17 protein-coding genes are annotated in these 16,978 nt (G+C 64.3%); 11 read left to right on the forward strand and 6 right to left on the reverse strand.

The annotated features are described in order from the left end of the window. Nucleotides 1–102 precede the first annotated feature (102 nt). Nucleotides 103–1,029, forward strand: coding sequence for a carbohydrate kinase (locus MLB1_RS15020; protein ID WP_180750625.1), 927 nt, complete (start codon nt 103–105; stop codon nt 1,027–1,029). 40 nt (nt 1,030–1,069) lie between these two features. Further along, nucleotides 1,070–1,744, forward strand: a complete 675-nt coding sequence (locus MLB1_RS15025) for a sensor domain-containing protein (RefSeq protein WP_180750626.1) — start codon at nt 1,070–1,072, stop codon at nt 1,742–1,744. Between the two features lie 4 nt (nt 1,745–1,748). Here the strand turns inward: MLB1_RS15025 and nagA are convergent, their stop codons facing one another. From nagA to MLB1_RS15045, 4 genes are read right to left on the reverse strand one after another with little or no spacing between them, the layout of a single operon-like run. Further along, a complete protein-coding gene (gene nagA / locus MLB1_RS15030; protein ID WP_180750627.1) occupies nt 1,749–2,621 on the reverse strand; it encodes an N-acetylglucosamine-6-phosphate deacetylase in 873 nt (290 codons plus the stop codon). Between the two features lie 9 nt (nt 2,622–2,630). Next, a complete protein-coding gene (locus tag MLB1_RS15035; protein WP_180750847.1) occupies nt 2,631–3,644 on the reverse strand; it encodes an SIS domain-containing protein in 1,014 nt (337 codons plus the stop codon). Nucleotides 3,645–3,658: 14 nt separating this feature from the next. Continuing rightward, nucleotides 3,659–4,573, reverse strand: coding sequence for a BadF/BadG/BcrA/BcrD ATPase family protein (locus MLB1_RS15040; RefSeq protein ID WP_180750628.1), 915 nt, complete (start codon nt 4,571–4,573; stop codon nt 3,659–3,661). Beyond that, nucleotides 4,558–5,952, reverse strand: a complete 1,395-nt coding sequence (locus MLB1_RS15045; RefSeq protein ID WP_180750629.1) for a sugar porter family MFS transporter — start codon at nt 5,950–5,952, stop codon at nt 4,558–4,560. Before MLB1_RS15045 ends, MLB1_RS15040 begins: the two co-directional genes overlap by 16 nt. A gap of 82 nt (nt 5,953–6,034) precedes the next feature. Between MLB1_RS15045 and MLB1_RS15050 the strand changes: the two genes are divergently transcribed. Next, nucleotides 6,035–6,922 carry an LLM class F420-dependent oxidoreductase gene (locus tag MLB1_RS15050; protein ID WP_180750848.1) on the forward strand — a complete coding sequence of 296 codons (888 nt, stop codon included), beginning with the start codon at nt 6,035–6,037 and terminating at the stop codon, nt 6,920–6,922. On the opposite strand, the gene MLB1_RS15055 is transcribed toward MLB1_RS15050, so the two are convergent. After that, nucleotides 6,891–7,331, reverse strand: a complete 441-nt coding sequence (locus MLB1_RS15055) for a nuclear transport factor 2 family protein (RefSeq protein ID WP_180750630.1) — start codon at nt 7,329–7,331, stop codon at nt 6,891–6,893. The genes MLB1_RS15050 and MLB1_RS15055 overlap by 32 nt on opposite strands. A 59-nt stretch (nt 7,332–7,390) precedes the next feature. On the opposite strand from MLB1_RS15055, the gene MLB1_RS15060 reads away from it, so the two are divergent. From MLB1_RS15060 to egtE, 6 genes are all read left to right on the forward strand, one after another. Next, the gene (locus tag MLB1_RS15060; protein WP_180750631.1) at nt 7,391–8,170 is read left to right on the forward strand and encodes an SDR family NAD(P)-dependent oxidoreductase; all 780 of its coding nucleotides are present in this window, start codon (nt 7,391–7,393) and stop codon (nt 8,168–8,170) included. Between the two features lie 177 nt (nt 8,171–8,347). Continuing rightward, nucleotides 8,348–9,625 carry an ergothioneine biosynthesis glutamate--cysteine ligase EgtA gene (gene egtA / locus MLB1_RS15065; protein ID WP_180750632.1) on the forward strand — a complete coding sequence of 426 codons (1,278 nt, stop codon included), beginning with the start codon at nt 8,348–8,350 and terminating at the stop codon, nt 9,623–9,625. After that, entirely contained in the window at nt 9,622–10,905 is a 1,284-nt protein-coding gene (gene egtB / locus MLB1_RS15070; RefSeq protein ID WP_180750633.1) for an ergothioneine biosynthesis protein EgtB, read from the forward strand. Before egtA ends, egtB begins: the two co-directional genes overlap by 4 nt. Before the next feature lies 1 nt (nt 10,906). Further along, a complete protein-coding gene (gene egtC, locus MLB1_RS15075; protein WP_180750634.1) occupies nt 10,907–11,587 on the forward strand; it encodes an ergothioneine biosynthesis protein EgtC in 681 nt (226 codons plus the stop codon). 13 nt (nt 11,588–11,600) lie between these two features. After that, nucleotides 11,601–12,551 (forward strand): L-histidine N(alpha)-methyltransferase, encoded by a 951-nt coding sequence (gene egtD / locus MLB1_RS15080; protein WP_180750849.1) that lies wholly within the window; start codon nt 11,601–11,603, stop codon nt 12,549–12,551. Next, nucleotides 12,548–13,618, forward strand: coding sequence for an ergothioneine biosynthesis PLP-dependent enzyme EgtE (gene egtE / locus MLB1_RS15085; RefSeq protein WP_180750635.1), 1,071 nt, complete (start codon nt 12,548–12,550; stop codon nt 13,616–13,618). The genes egtD and egtE overlap by 4 nt, the downstream gene beginning before the upstream one ends. A 155-nt stretch (nt 13,619–13,773) precedes the next feature. On the opposite strand, the gene MLB1_RS15090 is transcribed toward egtE, so the two are convergent. Then, nucleotides 13,774–15,252 (reverse strand): glutamate-cysteine ligase family protein, encoded by a 1,479-nt coding sequence (locus tag MLB1_RS15090; RefSeq protein WP_180750636.1) that lies wholly within the window; start codon nt 15,250–15,252, stop codon nt 13,774–13,776. A 262-nt stretch (nt 15,253–15,514) separates the two neighbouring features. On the opposite strand from MLB1_RS15090, the gene MLB1_RS15095 reads away from it, so the two are divergent. Beyond that, nucleotides 15,515–15,814: a hypothetical protein gene (locus tag MLB1_RS15095; RefSeq protein ID WP_180750637.1), complete on the forward strand. Its 300-nt coding sequence runs from the start codon at nt 15,515–15,517 to the stop codon at nt 15,812–15,814. Continuing rightward, entirely contained in the window at nt 15,811–16,968 is a 1,158-nt protein-coding gene (locus tag MLB1_RS15100; RefSeq protein WP_180750638.1) for a hypothetical protein, read from the forward strand. The genes MLB1_RS15095 and MLB1_RS15100 overlap by 4 nt, the downstream gene beginning before the upstream one ends. Nucleotides 16,969–16,978: the final 10 nt, after the last annotated feature.

Consider the following 16,978-nt stretch of genomic DNA (forward strand, 5'->3'; position numbering starts at 1 on the left):
CGCAGTGATCTAGGCATCGAGGCCGACACGCCGCGTCGTGGCTGGTTCGTATCGCACATGTTCGCCATAAGAGGACGTGTCGGCGCCGCTAGCCTCATACGCATGCCCGACAAGGACGGCCTCGTAGTCTGCGGTGAGACGTTGGTCGACATGGTCCCGGCTGTCGATGGGCTGTGGCGATCAGTGCCCGGAGGTGCTCCGTACAACACGGCAATCACCGCTGCCAGGCTGGGCACGCGGACCGCGCTTCTCACGCATGTATCCCCCGATGCGCTCGGACGTCAGTGCGTCGAAAACCTCGTCCGTGCGGGTGTCGAGGAGTCGTTGGTGATGCGGCACGACGTTCCCACGACACTCGCCATCGCGGAAGTCGATGAACTCGGCGTCGCGCAGTACCGGTTCTATTGGCAGGGCACCACCAATGACGTTGCACCACTATCGCTTCCCGCTCCTACGTTTGCGCCACTGGCAATCTGGGCGGGCTCGATCGCCAGTGTGCTCTGGCCGGGACGCGAGGCGCTGCGCGCCTGGATCGTCGAGAATTATTCGGACACTCCGCTCACCTTCGACGTGAACGTGCGTCCGACGCTCATCGGCGACCGAGAGACCTATGCCGAGCGCATCGCGCCTTGGCTCTCCATCACCGACGTCGCGCGCGCCAGCACCGAGGATCTGGAATTTCTCTACCCGGGGGAGGCGCTCGAGTGCGTGGTCGGTCGCTGGTTCGATGAGTACCCACGCATCGAGATCGCCCTGGTCACCTGCGGGTCAGCGGGATCGATGGCCTTCCGGCGGGGCGAGTACGCGCCGCTGCGCACTCCGGCTCATCCGGTTACCGCCGTCGACACCGTTGGCGCCGGAGACACCTACACCGGCGCCTTTCTGGACGGGTTCTATCGGCAGCAGCTCGATCTGCCCGAGGCGTTGCGTCGAGCGGCGGTGGCATCGGCGCTCACCTGCACCCGACCGGGGGCGCAACCGCCCACCGCGAACGAGCTTGTCGAAGAACTGCGGCGCGTGGCGTCCTAGAGTTCAATACAGAACAATCAAGGGCGAAATGAGGGGACGCATGCGATCGTTGGCGGGGGCCTGGCTGATGGTGGCCGGGTTAGTGGCACTGGTCAGCCCGTGTCCCGTCGCGTCGGCGGAGCCGTCGTCCACCGTGCCTCCCTCGGCGATCGACAGCCTCATGCTCACGCAGCAGGAGGCCGAACGGGCGGTGGGCGTGGGTCTGCCCAATGTGTATCGGCAGAGCGCGACTTTCGCATTGGATACCGATCGTCCGGATTGCGGAAGCATCGTGTTGGCCTCCGTGTCGAGCTACGACCAGTCCTCGTACACGGCCGCGCATTCCCAGGCGCTGTGGGATCACTCCGGCTGGTTCACCCTGGTGGATCAAAGCGTGGCGGTCTTCAGCACTGCCGAGGAGGCCCGCAACTTCACGCATAGTGAGGCTGACCGCTGGCGCAAGTGCGAGCGTCAGACGATCAATGTCTCTGAGCTGGCGATCGACGGCACGACGCTTGAGTCCACCGTGGAGGTCCGCGGCGTTACGCAGGTCGACAGCGTGCTTGCCGTCGGATACAGCCGCAACGATTCCGCGTATGCGTCGTGCCAGCATGTGCTTCTCGGAGAGCGCAATGTTGCCATCGACATTCGAACGTGCTCGACGGTTTCCCAGAGCAATGGCGAGCGCGCTTTTGAATTGATGAAGATCGTAGGGCCGCGTATCTGGGAGGCCTAGCGGCTTAAATACCCACCGCGCGAAGGGGATTGATGGATGTCTGAAGTGTCGCAACCTCAGGCCCGGCGTGCGTGACCGCGAATCGGTACAGGTCCGCCATGCTCGCGGTACTCCCGGCGATCGTGCCGTCTGTCAGCCGTGCCTTACCGGAGATGACGGTAACGGGCAGCTGGCCCAATTGATAAGGACCGTCCGGCATTCCGGCCGCACACATCGCGTCGGTGACGAGCGCAATCCGGTCGGGACCCACTGCGGCCAGCACCATCCGGTAGATCGCGGGATGAACATGCACACCGTCCGCGATCAGTTCAATGGTCACCGTCGGATTCTCCAGGAGTGCGGGGATGGGGCCGGGCTCGCGATGGTGGATGGGCCGCATGGCGTTGAAAAGGTGTGTGGCGACGGTCGCACCGGCAGAGATCGCCTGCAGCGTCTGTTCATATGTGGCATCGGTGTGGCCCACGGCGGCCACCACGCCCCGTGCGACGAGCAGTTCGATCGCCGGTATTGCGCCCGGAAGTTCGGGCGCAATGGTGACCATCCGGATGTGTCCGCCTCCGGCGTCCAATAGCCGTTCCAGCTCGTCAAGGTCGGGCTCGCGTAGCAGTCGTGGATCATGTGCACCGGCATAGTGCGGTGAGAGCCACGGCCCCTCGAGGTGTATGCCGGCGATGCCCTCGGTACCCGGAGCCTCGGCGAGCACACTCACGGCGCGGAGCATGTCATCGGGTGCGAGAGTCACCAGACTGGCCAGCATGCCTTCGGTTCCGTGCGCCCGATGCCATTCGGCCGCAACGCGATTACCCTCGGGATCCTCTCCGAATGACGCGCCGCCACCGCCGTGCACGTGCATGTCAAAAAACCCGGCAGAAGTCACGTCATGACCTCACAAGGTCTCGGTCACCTTGGACAAACCTCGCGGCACATCGGGATTTTCGCCACGGCCAATCGCCAACTGCAGGGCCAGCATTTGTAGCGGAAGGATGGCCAACATGGGTGAGAGCTCCTCGGCGGTCGGCTCCAAGGTGACGCCCAGCCCGGTGGCGGCCACCGCGTCGGCCGACCCCACACAACACACATCCGCCCCGCGTCCGGCTAGTCGATGCAGCACATCATCCATGGCCCGGCCACCGACTCCGTCGGGCACGATCGCAATCACCGGTACCTGCGGATCTATCATCGCCAGTGGGCCGTGTAGCAGATCGGCACCGGAGAAAGCCTGTGCAGAAAGGTAACTCGTTTCCATCAGCTTGAGAGCGGCCTCGCGCGCGGTCGGGTAGGAGTAGCCGCGTCCCGTGGTGACCAGACGTGAGGCGAATCGGTACCGGGTGGCGAGCTGCTGCACTACGGCGCTGTGCAGTACTTCCTCGCCCCGTGTCGGGAGCAGATCCGCCGCAGAGTTGTCACGCCCCGCCACATCGGTGAGCAGTAGGTACAGCGCCAGTAACTGCGCCGTGTACGACTTGGTGGCGGCGACGGCGAGTTCGGGCCCTGCCAATATGTCGATATGGTGTTCGGCGGCGGCCGCCAGCGGCGACTGCGATGCGTTGGTCACCGCCACCGTCAGCGCACCCTGCTGGCGGGCCGTCGACAATGTCTGCACCAAGTCCGGGGAGCCGCCTGATTGGCTGACCCCGATCACCAGTACACCCGAAAGGTCAGGCCGCGCACCGTAGGTCGTCATGGTCGACGGTGAGGCCAGCCCGGCCGGAACCTGCCAGATGATCTCGGTGAGGTATTTGCCATAGAGCGCGGCGTGGTCGCTGGTACCGCGAGCGACGAAGAGAACGAAGCGAGGCTGGTACTCGATGATCTTCGCCGCCACCTCCGCGATGGCGGGACGGCCTTCGGTAAGCAGTCGTCCCCATACGGTGGGCTGCTGGCGGATCTCGTCAGCCATATGTGTCCCCGCGGTCATCGGTTCTCCAATCCCTCGACGTCAACCCCAGCCAGGGCCAAGGCTCCGAACACCGGTTCGCGTTGCAGCACATCAATACCCGAAACACCTGTGGCCCGGGTACGTTCGACGATATCGGCGACCAGGCCCGGCTGGTTGGCCAGTAACCCGCCGCCGAGCACCACCGGCAGGCCCGGCCCCAATCGTATGCACACACCCTCGATCAACGCCGCCAGGTCGATCGATGTTTGTTTGGTGATCACCTGAGCGGCCTTGTTTCCGGCCTCGGCCAGCTCGAACACGATGCCCGCCATCTTGGCCCAGTACCGCCTTTCGGGCTGGGCATAGAAGTGGTCGAGTAGCTGCGCGGGATCGGTGACACCGCATTCGGTGGCGAATCGTTGTGATAGCGCGTCGGGTGGTTCTCCGCGGTCGGACAGTGAGAGCGCGTGACGCACAGCTGATCTTGATACCCCGTAACCGCTTCCATCGTCCCCGAGGAGGTATCCCCAGCCGCCGACGCGAGCGGTCATGCCATCGGAGCGCTTGCCCCATGCCACCGAGCCTGTTCCGGATATCACCGCGATACCTGCCGACAGGCCACCGGCGGCGAGGATCAGCTGGGTGTCGTGCACGGCGGTGATGACGGCATCGGGTGCATGCGGACGCAACAACCGGATCAGTGCCTGCGCGCCTTGTTCGGTGTCCACCCCGGCCGATCCAGCGCTCACACGGGTGATGTTGTGCAGGTTGAGCTCGGAAAAGATATCCCCGAAAACGGTTTTCGCCTGCTCTTCGGTGACCGACTGCAGATTGGCGCTGCCGGCCAATGCCTCGCCGATGATCTGGCCATCCGCGACAGCCAGCGCGCGGGTCTTGGACCCGCCGATGTCGATCCCAACTAGCACGCTGGCTGCTACGTCTCGGGCCACTTGCCCCCGCTTTCCCAAAAGTGCCGGATCTCCTCAAGGTTGCGTCCCTTGGTTTCCGGTGCCAGTAGATAGACGAAGACGAGGGCTGCCAGCGAGAGGGCGCCAAAGACGCCAAAGGCGACGACTCCGCCGAGCGCCGTCAACAATGTCAGGAAATACATGGAGACAACAGCATTCGCCACCAGGTCGGACGTCAGCATCGCGCTGGCCCCATACGAACGTAGCCGCGCCGGGAAGCTTTCGCCCGCGTACACCCACACCAGCGAACCGAATCCGAACGTGAAGCCCACCGCGATGAGCACGATCCCCAGGAATCCGAGGACGGTGAGCACGCCACCGAACGACGATCCACCTATCGCGAAGACACCCACCAGCAGCGCGTCGGCGACGATCATGATGGAGATACCGATCATGAGGATCGGCCGCCTGCCTATCCGGTCGATCGTGGACATCGACACGAACACTGCGAACAGGGCCGCCACTTGAACGAGCGCGGGGAGCCCGAGCTTGGCGAAGTATCCCGACATGCCCATCGCCTCGAAGATGCGGGGGCCGTAGTAGACGATCGCGTTGATACCGGTGATCTGGATGAAAAAGCCAAGCCCGACAACGAAAAAGGTGGCTCTGTTGTAGGGCGGGGTAACCATTTCCCTCAGCCGTGCCAGCACCGAGCCACCGCCCTCGGAATGCAGCGCATCGGCGATCTCGTCGAGCTCGTGGTCGATATCGATATCGGGATCCAGCGTGCTGAGGATCTCCCGGGCACGTGCACGGTCACCACGCATCATGTACCAGCGAGCGGTATCGGGGAGCTTGCGGAGGGCGAGCAGTACCAACGCGGCAGGGATGGCGGCCAGTCCCAACATCAGCCGCCAGCTGCCGGTGGACGCGAGTGCCCAGGCGATCAGGTACCCGGCGATAATCCCCGTCACGCACGCCAGCTGGTAGAGCACCAGCATCGAGCCGCGGATCTTGGTGGGGGAGGACTCGGCGACGAACACTGGAACCACCACCACTGAGATCCCCACCGTCACCCCGAGCAGCGCCCGGGCCCCGACCAGTGTGTTCAAGTCGACGGCCAGTGCGGACAACAGCGAGAAAAATCCAAATGTTGCTGCCACCAATACCATTGACCGTTTTCGGCCAATTCGATTGGACAGTGGTCCACCGACGAGTGCACCAAAGATCTCACCGATCACCACTGCGGTGGCGGCCACCTGCTGGTCGTGGGTGGACAGGTGCAGATCCTGCGTGAGGAACAGGAGTGCCCCCGCGATATTGGAGGAGTCATAGCCGTAGATGACCCCTACCGCGGCGGCGGTTACAGCCACCATCAGACCCAGACGCGACGTCGAGCGGAGGTCGGTGATCAGGCTCATCCTCCGTATTAGACACTGATGGGGGCTTGCGCGAAGAAGATCGGACACTGATGAGGGCTTGCGCGCAGAGGATTGGATGGCTGTGAAGATCGGTGTTGTTGCTCCGGTGGAGCTCGGGATTACCGCGGAACCGGACAAGATCCTCGAATTCGCGCGCGCCGCAGAGCGGCTGGGATTCAGAGAGATCTCCGTGGTGGAGCATGCGGTCGTCATCGGAAGCACGCAGAGCATCTATCCGTATTCGCCGACCGGACAATCGCACCTACCCGATGACATCGATATCCCCGACCCGCTGGAGCTGCTGTCCTTCGTCGCGGGCGCGACCACGACACTCGGGCTGTCTACCGGCGTGTTGGTGCTACCCGATCATCACCCCGTCGTGCTGGCCAAACGCCTGGCCACCCTGGACCGGCTGAGTCGGGGGCGGCTGCGGATCTGTCTCGGCGTCGGATGGATGCGCGAGGAGATCGAGGCGTGCGGCGGCGACTTCGATCGCAGGGGCAGGGCCACGGATGAAAGCATCGAGGTGATGCGCGCGCTGTGGTCCGCGGACGGCCCGGCGGCATACCAGGGGGAGTTCTATCGATTCCAGAACGCCTACTCGTACCCCAAACCGGTGCAACCGCAGGGTGTTCCGCTGTACGTCGGTGGGCACAGCAAGGCCGCGGCACGTCGAGCAGGCCGATTGGGGAATGGGTTTCAGCCGCTGGGCCTGGTCGGCGAGGACCTGGCGGCCGCGGTGAACGTTATGCGCGCCGCCGCGGCGGACGCCGGGCGTGATCCCGCGGGTGTCGATCTGGTTCTTGGGTATGGCCTGCATCGTGTGGACCAGGCCGCGCTGGATCAGGCCGCACAGTCCGGTGCGGGGCGGATGCTGCTCTCGGCCTCGCGGCGCGCCACCACGCTTGAGGCCGTGCTCGACGAAATGGCCGAGTGCGCTACCCGACTCGGACTGGTCGGTCCTCGCTGAACACCACGACCGGCTCGCGGCGGGTGAAGACCCAATCTGCGGGTCCGCGCTCGTAGTCGTCGAGGTATCGGACCGCCATCACGTTGTCCCGGTATTCCTCCCCGCGGAGGTAGATGTGGTGCGCCATGCAGTAGACCTCGCCCGATGCGGTGCCGCCGGTGATATTCACCGTCTGCTGCCCGATGAGGTGATACGTCGCGTGCAGCGGTTTAAGTGCCGCCACAATTGAATCCGCAATGGCCTCACGGCCCGTGAGGGCTGCGTCCTCACCCTTGCGCAGCAGGGCAGCTGGGCGCACCAGTTCGGCGTTCTCGGAGAACAGGCTGACCAGTTCTTCTCGATCACGCCGGTCGGCCGCGACGGCATACCGGGCCACGAGATCCTGTAGCGCACGTCGGTCGTCAGTCATGGGTACAAAGACTATGGGGCCTCGATCACCCAACCAACTGATCGGTTAGGGTGCGGCTCATGGATATCAATGGTGTGTCTGCAATCGTCACGGGTGGTGCTTCGGGTCTGGGCGCCGCAACTGCTCGTCTGCTCTCTGAGCAGGGCGCCAAGGTCGTCATCGCCGACGTTCAGGACGAAAAGGGCGAGGCTCTGGCCAAGGAACTGGGTGGCGCCTTCGTGCACACCGATGTCACCAGCGAGGCCGACGGTATCGCCGCCGTCGACGCCGCCAAGGAGCTCGGCCCGGTACGCGTCCTCATCAACTGCGCCGGTGTGGGCTGGCCCGGCCGCACCATCGGCAAGGACGGCCAGTACGCCTCCGCGCACTCGCTCGACATCTTCTCGCGCGTCATCAATATCAACCTGATCGGCTCGTTCAACCTGATCCGTCTCGCGGCCACCGCGATCAGCCAGGAAGAGCCCGTCGACGAGTTCGGTGAGCGTGGCGCCATCGTCAACACCGCATCCGTCGCGGCATTCGACGGCCAGATCGGCCAGGCCGCTTACTCGGCGTCCAAGGGCGGCATCGTCGGCATGACCCTGCCGATCGCACGCGATCTGTCGGTCGTCGGCATCCGCGTCAACACCATCGCTCCCGGGCTGATCGACACCCCGATCTACGGTGAGGGCGATTCGGCTCAGCAGTTCAAGGACCGCCTGGCGCCGAACGTGCTGTACCCGCAGCGCCTCGGTAACTCATCGGAGTTCGCGTCGCTGGCGTTGGAGCTGGTGACCAACAGCTACATGAACGCCGAAACCATCCGCATCGACGGCGGAGCAAGGTTGCAGCCGAAGTAGTCGGGTTCGTGGCCCACTTGGGCTCGTACTGAACTTCCTGGATCGATTCCAGGTCTGAAGGTGGTCCGGCAGGGCTTTTCCACTAGCTGCCGGACCACCTTCTTGTCGTCAGGGGCTGTACGCAGGGGCTTTATCTGAATTAATGCCACTTGTCGGTGGTCTGTGGAAGATGGACACATGGCCACGGCATCAACGCCAGTTTCGGCCGCCACCCTCGCGGGGGCGGATGAGGCCGCCGCGTACATCGCGCGACAGGCGTTCTGCGATGACGAGGTGGGAGCTGTAGGGCTCGAACTTGAGTCCCACAGTGTCGACCTCGCTCACCCGGAGCGACGGGTGCAATGGCGGCGTTTGCAGGAGATTGCCGCTTCAATCGGACCACTGCCCGGCGCCAGCACCATCACCTTCGAGCCGGGCGGCGCGGTGGAACTTTCCGGACCACCGCATCCCGATGTGTCCGCGGCGATCACTGCGATGCGTGCGGATCGCCAGATCCTGGCCGCCGCATTCGGCGACGCGGGGGTGGCGCTGGCGGCGCTCGGCACCGACCCACTGCGTGCGCCGGAGCGGATTAATCCGAGTGCCAGGTACGGCGCGATGGCCAAGCATTTTGATGCAGCGGGGGTCGGCGGACCTGGTGCCCAGATGATGACGTCTACGGCATCGCTACAAGTCAATCTGCAGTCCGGACGTCGAAGCCAGTGGCGGGACCGGTTCGCACTTGCGCAACGCATCGGTCCGACATTGGTGGCGCTGTCGGCGTCCTCCCCGATGCTCGCCGGGCAACCCACGGGATGGCGTAATACCCGGCAACGGATTTGGGAGCTTTTGGACCCCCGTCGTTGCGGCGTCGTGCCGATCGGCGATGATCCGGCCGAGTCGTGGGCCCGGTATGCCCTGCGGGCGCCGGTGATGCTGGTGAGAGGCAACAGAGACTCCAAGGAAGGCTCCGGGGAACAAGTCACGGCTGAAGCGGTTGTCACCGATGTGCCGTTCTCCGCGTGGGTCGATGGACAGGTGATGGTGGGCGATCGCCGACCAACCACCGAGGATCTTGATTACCACCTCACTACGTTGTTTCCGCCGGTACGGCCGCGGGGTTGGTTCGAGCTGCGGTATTTGGATGCGGCACCCGATTTCTGGTGGCCGGCGTTGGCGTTTACCGCCACCGCGGTGCTCGACCACCCGGCGGCCGCGGATATCGCCGCGGAGGCGGTGGAGCCTGTCGACGAAGCCTGGGAGACCGCGGCGCGGGTCGGTCTGGACGATGGTGACCTGCGCACCGCTGCCTGCAGGCTGGTCGCGGCCGCGTGTGCGGTGGCACCCGATGAACTGCTGCCCGATTTACTCGATCTCCTGGGCCGCGCTGAGCAAGGTCGATGTCCGGCAGATGATTTCACCGAGAATGTCGCTGAATATGGTGTTGCGCAGGCTTTTTCGGGGTTTACTCGATGATCAGGGAAGCGCTGGCGCGCGATCTCGAAGCGGCCCGTATCCGCACGCTGACGATCACCGACCACGATGACGTCGAGCTACATCGCCAGTACGACCCGTTGATGAGCCCATTGGTGTGGGACCTCGCGCATATCGGGCAGCAGGAAGAGCTGTGGCTGCTGCGCGATGGCGATCCGCGAAAGCCTGGGATGCTGCCCGGAGACATCGAGTCTCTGTACGACGCGTTCCGCCACACCCGAGCAAGCAGGGTTCAGCTGCCGTTACTCTCCCCGGCAGAAGCGCGGTCCTTCTGCCATGAGGTGCGGGGCCGGGTCTTGGACCGGCTGGAGGCGCTGCCCTTCGACGGGTCCGCACGTTCGGACGAGTTTGTGTACGCGATGGTGCTCAGCCACGAACACCAACACAATGAAACCATGTTGCAGGCCTTGTCGATTCGTCGCGGGGCTGCGCTGCTGGAGCGCACTGTGCCACTGCCGCCGGGTCGCCCCGGTATGGCGGGAAGCTCGGTGCTGGTCTCGGAGGGGCCCTTCGTTCTGGGCGTCGCTGCGGTCGACGAGCCGTTCTCTCTGGACAACGAGCGCCCCGCGCATACCTTGCACCTCAAGAGCTTTCGGATCGGCAGGGTTCCGGTGACCAATGCCGAGTGGTCGGCGTTCATCGCCGACGGCGGATATCTGCGCGAGGAATTCTGGACCGAGATCGGGTGGGCACACCGGTGCGCGGAAGACCTGACAGCACCCCAGTTCTGGAATCAAGGTGGGACGCTCACACGGTTCGGACGCGAGTTGGAGATCGTGTCCGATGAGCCGGTGCAGCATGTCAGCTTCCACGAGGCGCAGGCCTACGCGGCGTGGGCGGGTGCGCGATTACCGACCGAGGCCGAATGGGAGAAGGCGTGCACGTGGGACCCGAAAGCCGTTGCACGACGCCGTTTTCCGTGGGGTATGGATGTTCCAAGTAGTGACCGTGCCAATCTCGGTGGAGGTGCGTTGGGACCCGCCCCCGTCGGGGCCTACCCGGCGTCGGCATCCGCCTACGGTGTCGAGCAGATGCTCGGCGACGTATGGGAATGGACGACGTCCCCGTTGCGTCCGTGGCCGGGTTTCATGCCGATGATCTACCAGCAGTACAGCGAGCCGTTTTTCGATGGTGACTATCGCGTGCTGCGCGGGGGGTCTTGGGCGGTGGCTCCTTCGATTATGCGGCCCAGCTTCCGGAACTGGGATCACCCGATCCGGCGGCAGATCTTCAGTGGCGTTCGTCTGGCGTGGGACGTTTAGCGTGTGCCGTCATCTGGGCTGGTTAGGTGAGCCGCGGAGCCTGTCGTCGCTGATCCTGGAACCGTCGCATGGCCTCCTGGTCCAGTCGTATGCCCCACGGCGCCAACAACACGGCTTGGTTAACGCCGACGGATGGGGTGCGGGCTTCTTCACTGATGGCGAGCCACACCGATGGCGTAGCGCACGGCCCCTCTGGGGCGATGCCTCCTTCGCGTCGGTGGCTCCGGTGCTGCGCAGCGGGTGTGTGGTGGCGGCAGTCCGGTCGGCCAGCGTAGGGATGCCCATCGACGAGTCCGCGGCCGCGCCGTTCACCGACGGAACCTGGTTGTTATCGCATAACGGGATCGTCGATCGCGGCACGGTAGGGCAAGTATCGGGTGCTGAGTCGGTGGTGGATAGTGCGGTTCTGGCGGCACGTGTATTCGATGCGGGCGTAGATAGTCTGGGGGAGACAGTTCGGCGGGTCGGGGCGGCAGATCCGCAGGCTCGACTGAACATCCTGGTGGCCAATGGAAATGAGTTGATCGCCACCACATGGGGTGACACCCTGTCGATTCTGCAGGCCGCCGACGGCGTGGTGGTGGCGAGTGAACCGTATGACGACGACCCATCCTGGGTCGATATCCCGGACCGGCGATTGGTGCGGGTACGCGATGGGAAGGTACAGGTAGAAGGACTATGACGCCGTTATGAGCCTGACGTTGGAAAATCACCTGGCCTCCGGCGCAGCGGCTCAGGCCCTGCGTCGCGACGTGCGACTGGGTTTGGCCTCGACGCCGAAATCGCTCCCCCCGAAATGGTTTTACGATGAGGTGGGCAGCGACCTGTTCGACGAGATCACTCGGCTTCCGGAGTACTATCCGACGCGTACCGAGGCTGGGCTGCTCCGCGTCCACGCGGCCGATATCGCGGCGGCCTCGGGTGCCGACACGCTGGTCGAGCTGGGCAGCGGCACGTCGGAGAAGACCCGGATGCTGCTAGATGCGTTGGGCCCTAATACGTTCATTCCCTTCGATGTGGATTCCGGGGTGCTGCGTGCGGCGGGCGACGCGCTCGTCGACGAGTATCCGGGGATGCGAGTGCGGGCGGTGTGTGGAGACTTCGAGAAGGACCTTAGACAGATTCCACGTGAAGGGCGCCGGCTGGTGGCCTTCCTCGGATCGACGATCGGAAACCTGACCGCCGAACCACGGGCGCGGTTCCTGGCCGATGTTGCGGCGACGCTGGAAAGCGGTGAAATGCTTTTACTGGGAACCGATTTGGTAAAAGAGACGGAGCGCCTGGTGCGGGCCTACGACGACAGTGCGGGGGTCACCGCTGCCTTCAACCGCAACGTCTTGGCGGTGATCAACCGTGAGCTCGATGCGGATTTCGATCTGGAGGCCTTCGAGCATGTCGCGCTGTGGAACGACGATGAGGAGCGCATGGAGATGTGGCTGCGTTCGGTACGCGACCAACGGGTGACGGTTGGAGCGCTGAACCTTTCCGTCGATTTCGGGGATGGGGAGATGATGCTGACCGAGGTGTCGTGCAAGTTCCGCCAGGAGGGTGTGGTGCGCGAGCTTGCTGCCGCTGGACTACGTCAGATTCATTGGTGGACTGATGATTCCAATGATTTCGGGCTGTCGTTGGCAGTGAAGGGATGAGCCTGGGCGAGCGGTGGCGGCAGGCGCGGCCACCGGTTCTCGGAGCGCACCTGGACTCGGCTGCCTGCTCACGGCAGAGCGTCGAGACCATACGTGCGGTAGCTCAGCACGCCGAACATGAGGCGCAGATCGGCGGGTACGTGGCGCAGGAGGCCGCGGCACCGGTCCTCGATGCCGGACGTACCGCGGTGCGTCAACTGACGGGTATGCCCGAGGCCGAGGTGCATTTCACCACTGGCGCGGCCGACGCGCTGCGTACGCTCCTGCAATCGTGGCCCGCCGATGCTGGCCGAGTGATTGCTTGTCTGCCAGGTGAATTCGGTCCGAACCTGATGATCATGAACCACTTCGGATTCACTCCGGTGTGGCTCCCGGTGGATGGGGCCGGTCGTGCCGATCTTGATGGGATCGAGGCTTTCCTGGGCCGCGAAAAGGTCGACCTGGTGCATTTCACCGCGGTTGGCAGCCACCGTGGCACCGTGCAGCCCGCCGCCGAGGTGGTCGCGCTGGCGCGAGCGGCGGCGGTCCCCGTTGTGGTCGATGCCGCCCAAGCTTTGGGGCATATCGATTGCACCTATGGCGCGGACGCCATGTACGCGCCGTCACGCAAGTGGTTGGCGGGGCCGCGCGGCGTGGGTGTCCTCACGGTCAATCCGTCTCTCGCGCATCTTGTTCCGCAGTGGGCGGGGCATGTCGAGGCACACGTCGCCGGTTGGGTGGGTCTGTCGGTCGCGGTGGGCCAGCATCTCGCCGCCGGTGCCGCGGACGTTCAGTCAGCATTGGCCGAACGTGGGCGGGCGGCCCGCAAGATCCTGGGAGACCTCAAGGATTGGCGCGTCGTGGAATCGGTCGAGGAGCCGAGTGCTATCACGACATTGGAACCCGTGGGCGATGCCGATGTAGTCGAGGTCCGGGCGCGCCTGATAGAGGAACATTCGATCGTGACGACAGCCGCCGAGATCGTGCGTGCACCGTTCGAGATGACCAAACCGGTGCTGCGGATCAGCGCGCACGTCGATGGCACCGACGAGGAGCTGGAACTGCTGGCAGAAGCATTGCGGGGTTGAGCCGGCTCCGCTACCACATCACGGCAGAATGTTGTCCACCGCTTTACGCTGTCGCATAGCGGTAGTGGGACGTTCTTGACTAACCCGGCCGAGCGCAGGATCGTCTCGGTGTGTCCGCCGTCGGCTTGGGCGGTGAGGTGACGCAGCGCGTTGCGTCAATCCGGCAACTTCCAGGTGTGCACCGGCTCGTTGGAATGCATGTGTTCGCAATACATCCGGAGCATTTCGGTGAGCGCCGCATCGCGATTCAACCCGCGGTCCTCCAGCGCGCCCACCGTGCGCCTCTGCCAGACCGCGCCGTTGATACCCGACTTCGCGCGCGCCTCGATGACGCCGAGATAGCGGTCGCGCACCTCGGTGGCCACCCCCCAGCGTCGCAACCCTTCGTGTGCCATCGGCAGCAGGTGGCGCAGCGTCAATTCGTCGGCGGTGATCTCTCCGACTCCCGGCCAGTACAACCTGGCCTCCGCACCATGCCGTGCACCTTCGAGGAAATTGTCATGTGCCGCAGCGAAAGTCATCTTGGTCCACACCGGCCGGTCATCCTCGGAGAGGGCGCGCAGCGCTCCGTAATAGAACGCGGCATTCGCCATCACGTCGATGACCGTCGGCCCGGCTGGCAATACTCGGTTCTCCACCCGCAGATGCGGGGTGCCATTGACGACGTCATAGATCGGCCGGTTCCAGCGGTAGACGGTTCCGTTGTGCAACCGCAGTTCCTGAAGTCTCGGCGCCCTTCCGGCTGCGAGCTCGGCCACGGGGTCCTCATCGGAAATCTCCGGTAGCAGCGACGGGAAGTAGAGGACATTCTCTTCGAACAGGTCGAAGATCGAGGTGATCCAGCGCTCGCCAAACCACACCCTGGGGCGCACGCCCTGCACCTTGAGCTCTTGCGGACGGGTGTCGGTGGACTGTGCGAAGAGCTCCACCCGCGTCTCCGCCCACAATGACTTGCCGAAGAAGAACGGTGAGTTGGCGGCCAGAGCCAGTTGCGGACCCGCCAGCACCTGGGCCGCGTTCCAGTTGGCGGCGAAATCGTCAGGTGCCACCTGTAGATGCAGCTGAATACTCGTACACGCCGATTCCGGGGCGATCGACGGCGACCTGACACTGAGCCGTTCCGCGCCGACGATATCGATCTGCATGTCCTCACCGCGCGCGGTGAACACGGCGTCGTTCAGTGCCCGATACCGGGAGGACGGGCTCATCCAGGCGCCGTCGAGATGCTTGGGCATCACCGTCGGCAGGATGCCAATCATCACGATGTGCGCACCCCGCTCGCCGGCACGCTCCTCCGCGGCGTTGAGGCTGGCGCGCACGTCGTTCTCGAGTTCGAGCGCCGCCGAGCCCGGAAGTGCTCGGGGCGGCACATTCAATTCGATGTTGTAGGCGCCCAGTTCGGTCTGAAACGCCGGATCGGCGATCGAGGCGAGTACCTCGGTGTTCGTCATCGCGGGCTGGTAGTCGCCGTCGACCAGGTTGAATTCGATCTCCATGCCGGTCAGCGGGCGCTCGAAGTCGAATCGGGACTCCGACAGCATGGTCTCGAACACGTCCAGACAGTTCTGCACCTTGGTGCGGTAGGCCCGGCGGTGCTCACCGGTGAACTGCGTCCGCGCGACTTCGTCGCCCATGCGACATATTGTTCCCCAACCAACGCCTTGGACCTGGCGATTTGCCTGCGCGGCGTGCTGGACGATTTCAGCAGGAAGAACCCTGAAAAAAGGCTGAAAAAGATGGAACCAAATCCGGACTAGTGCCGTCGTATCTGTTCAGAAGCGCATTCTGACGATGAACCGCGAGGTGAACAGGGTTGAGTGGTAACTGTGTTCTCCGGACCCCGCGGCTTGCATTACCGTCACGTGCGCGCAGGACTGGTTCCTTGGGGAGGTATCTATGAGCGACATCATGAAGGCCAATGGTGCCGAGATGTCACGTCTGGCGACTCGGGTGGCAGGGCGCGCAAAAGATGCGCTCCCCGACGTTGATTTCGAAGCAGCGGCCAACGCGGTCGCCGGCACCGAGTTCGCCGAGGTGCTGCGGGCGGTCAGTGCGGCGCTCAAGCGCGCCGGAGGCGGTGCATCGGAACGCATCGAGGTCATCTCGAACTTTGTTCAGCGCAGCTCGGGTTCGTTGACGGGTCAGGACGCTGTCAACGGCAAGCAGGTGTCCAGGGCCGGGGAGGTCAGGCTGTGAGGCCGACGATTTCGCAGCTACGTGGTTGGGATATGGGCAACCTCGACGCGGCCGCAAAGGCCATCGAAGACGCCAGCAAGAATCTGGACCTGTCCATCGATGGTGTGGTCCGCGATCTCGATTCGGCGGAGTCGTACTGGAAGGGCAGCTCGTTCAAATCCGCATACAACCAGGCATCGAGTGAGCAGTCCTCGACCAACCGGCTCTCGTTCGCGATCACCAGCGTTGCCGACGCGGTCCGTGGCGGGCACTCTTCTCTGACCTCGGCGCGTGACCGGGTGATGGCGTTGGCGGACGAGGCCACCTCCAAGGGCCTGCAGGTTGCCGACGACGGCACCGTCACCGCGCCGGAGGGCAACAAAGATCTACAAGCAGAGGCCAGGCGGCTGACCGACGCGATTCGTCAGGCGCTCAAGTCGCTCGAAGAGGCCGATCGCACCTCATCGAACGATCTGCGTAAGGCATCGGCGAATGTCGATGAGGAACACCAGGCTGCCAATACCCAGCCCGCGGCGTTCGTCCCGTCGAGTGCCGGCGCGGGCGCGGCGAGTGGCGCCATGAACGGCGGTTTTGGCGGTGGCAGCGGGGGCGGCAGTGGAGGCGGCCACGGGGGTGGTTTTGGCAGCAGCGGTGGCAGTGGTGGCGGCCACGGCTCCGGAGGCGGCACACCTGACGGCACCTACTCCAATACCGGTGCTCCGGCGCTGCGGCCCTCCGGACCGTCCGTATTCATGAACTTGGACGCCGGACAGATGGAAGTCGCCCGGAAGATCGTCGAGGAGGGCCTGCGTCGCGGGCTGTCTCCTGAAGCCATCCAGATCGCGCTGGCGACCGCGCTGACGGAGTCTGGCCTGCGGAGTCTGGCGAATTCCTCGGTGCCCGACTCGATGATGTTCCCCAATGACGGTGTGGGACAGGACCACGACTCGGTTGGGCCGTTCCAGCAACGCCAAAGCTGGGGTGCCACAGCTGATTTGATGGATCCGACGAGGTCGGCCGGTAAGTTCTACGACCAGTTGGTGAAGGTGTCCGGCTGGCAGGATATGAGCGTTGCTCAAGCCGCGCAGTCGGTTCAGCGTTCCGCGTTCCCGGACGCCTACGCGAAGTACGAGGCGCAGGCGTCGCAGATTTTCCATCAAGTCTCCGGCAGATAGCCGTATTTGC

Origin of the sequence: Mycobacteroides sp. LB1 (assembly GCF_013449725.1) — a bacterium.
GTDB lineage: Bacteria > Actinomycetota > Actinomycetes > Mycobacteriales > Mycobacteriaceae > Mycobacterium.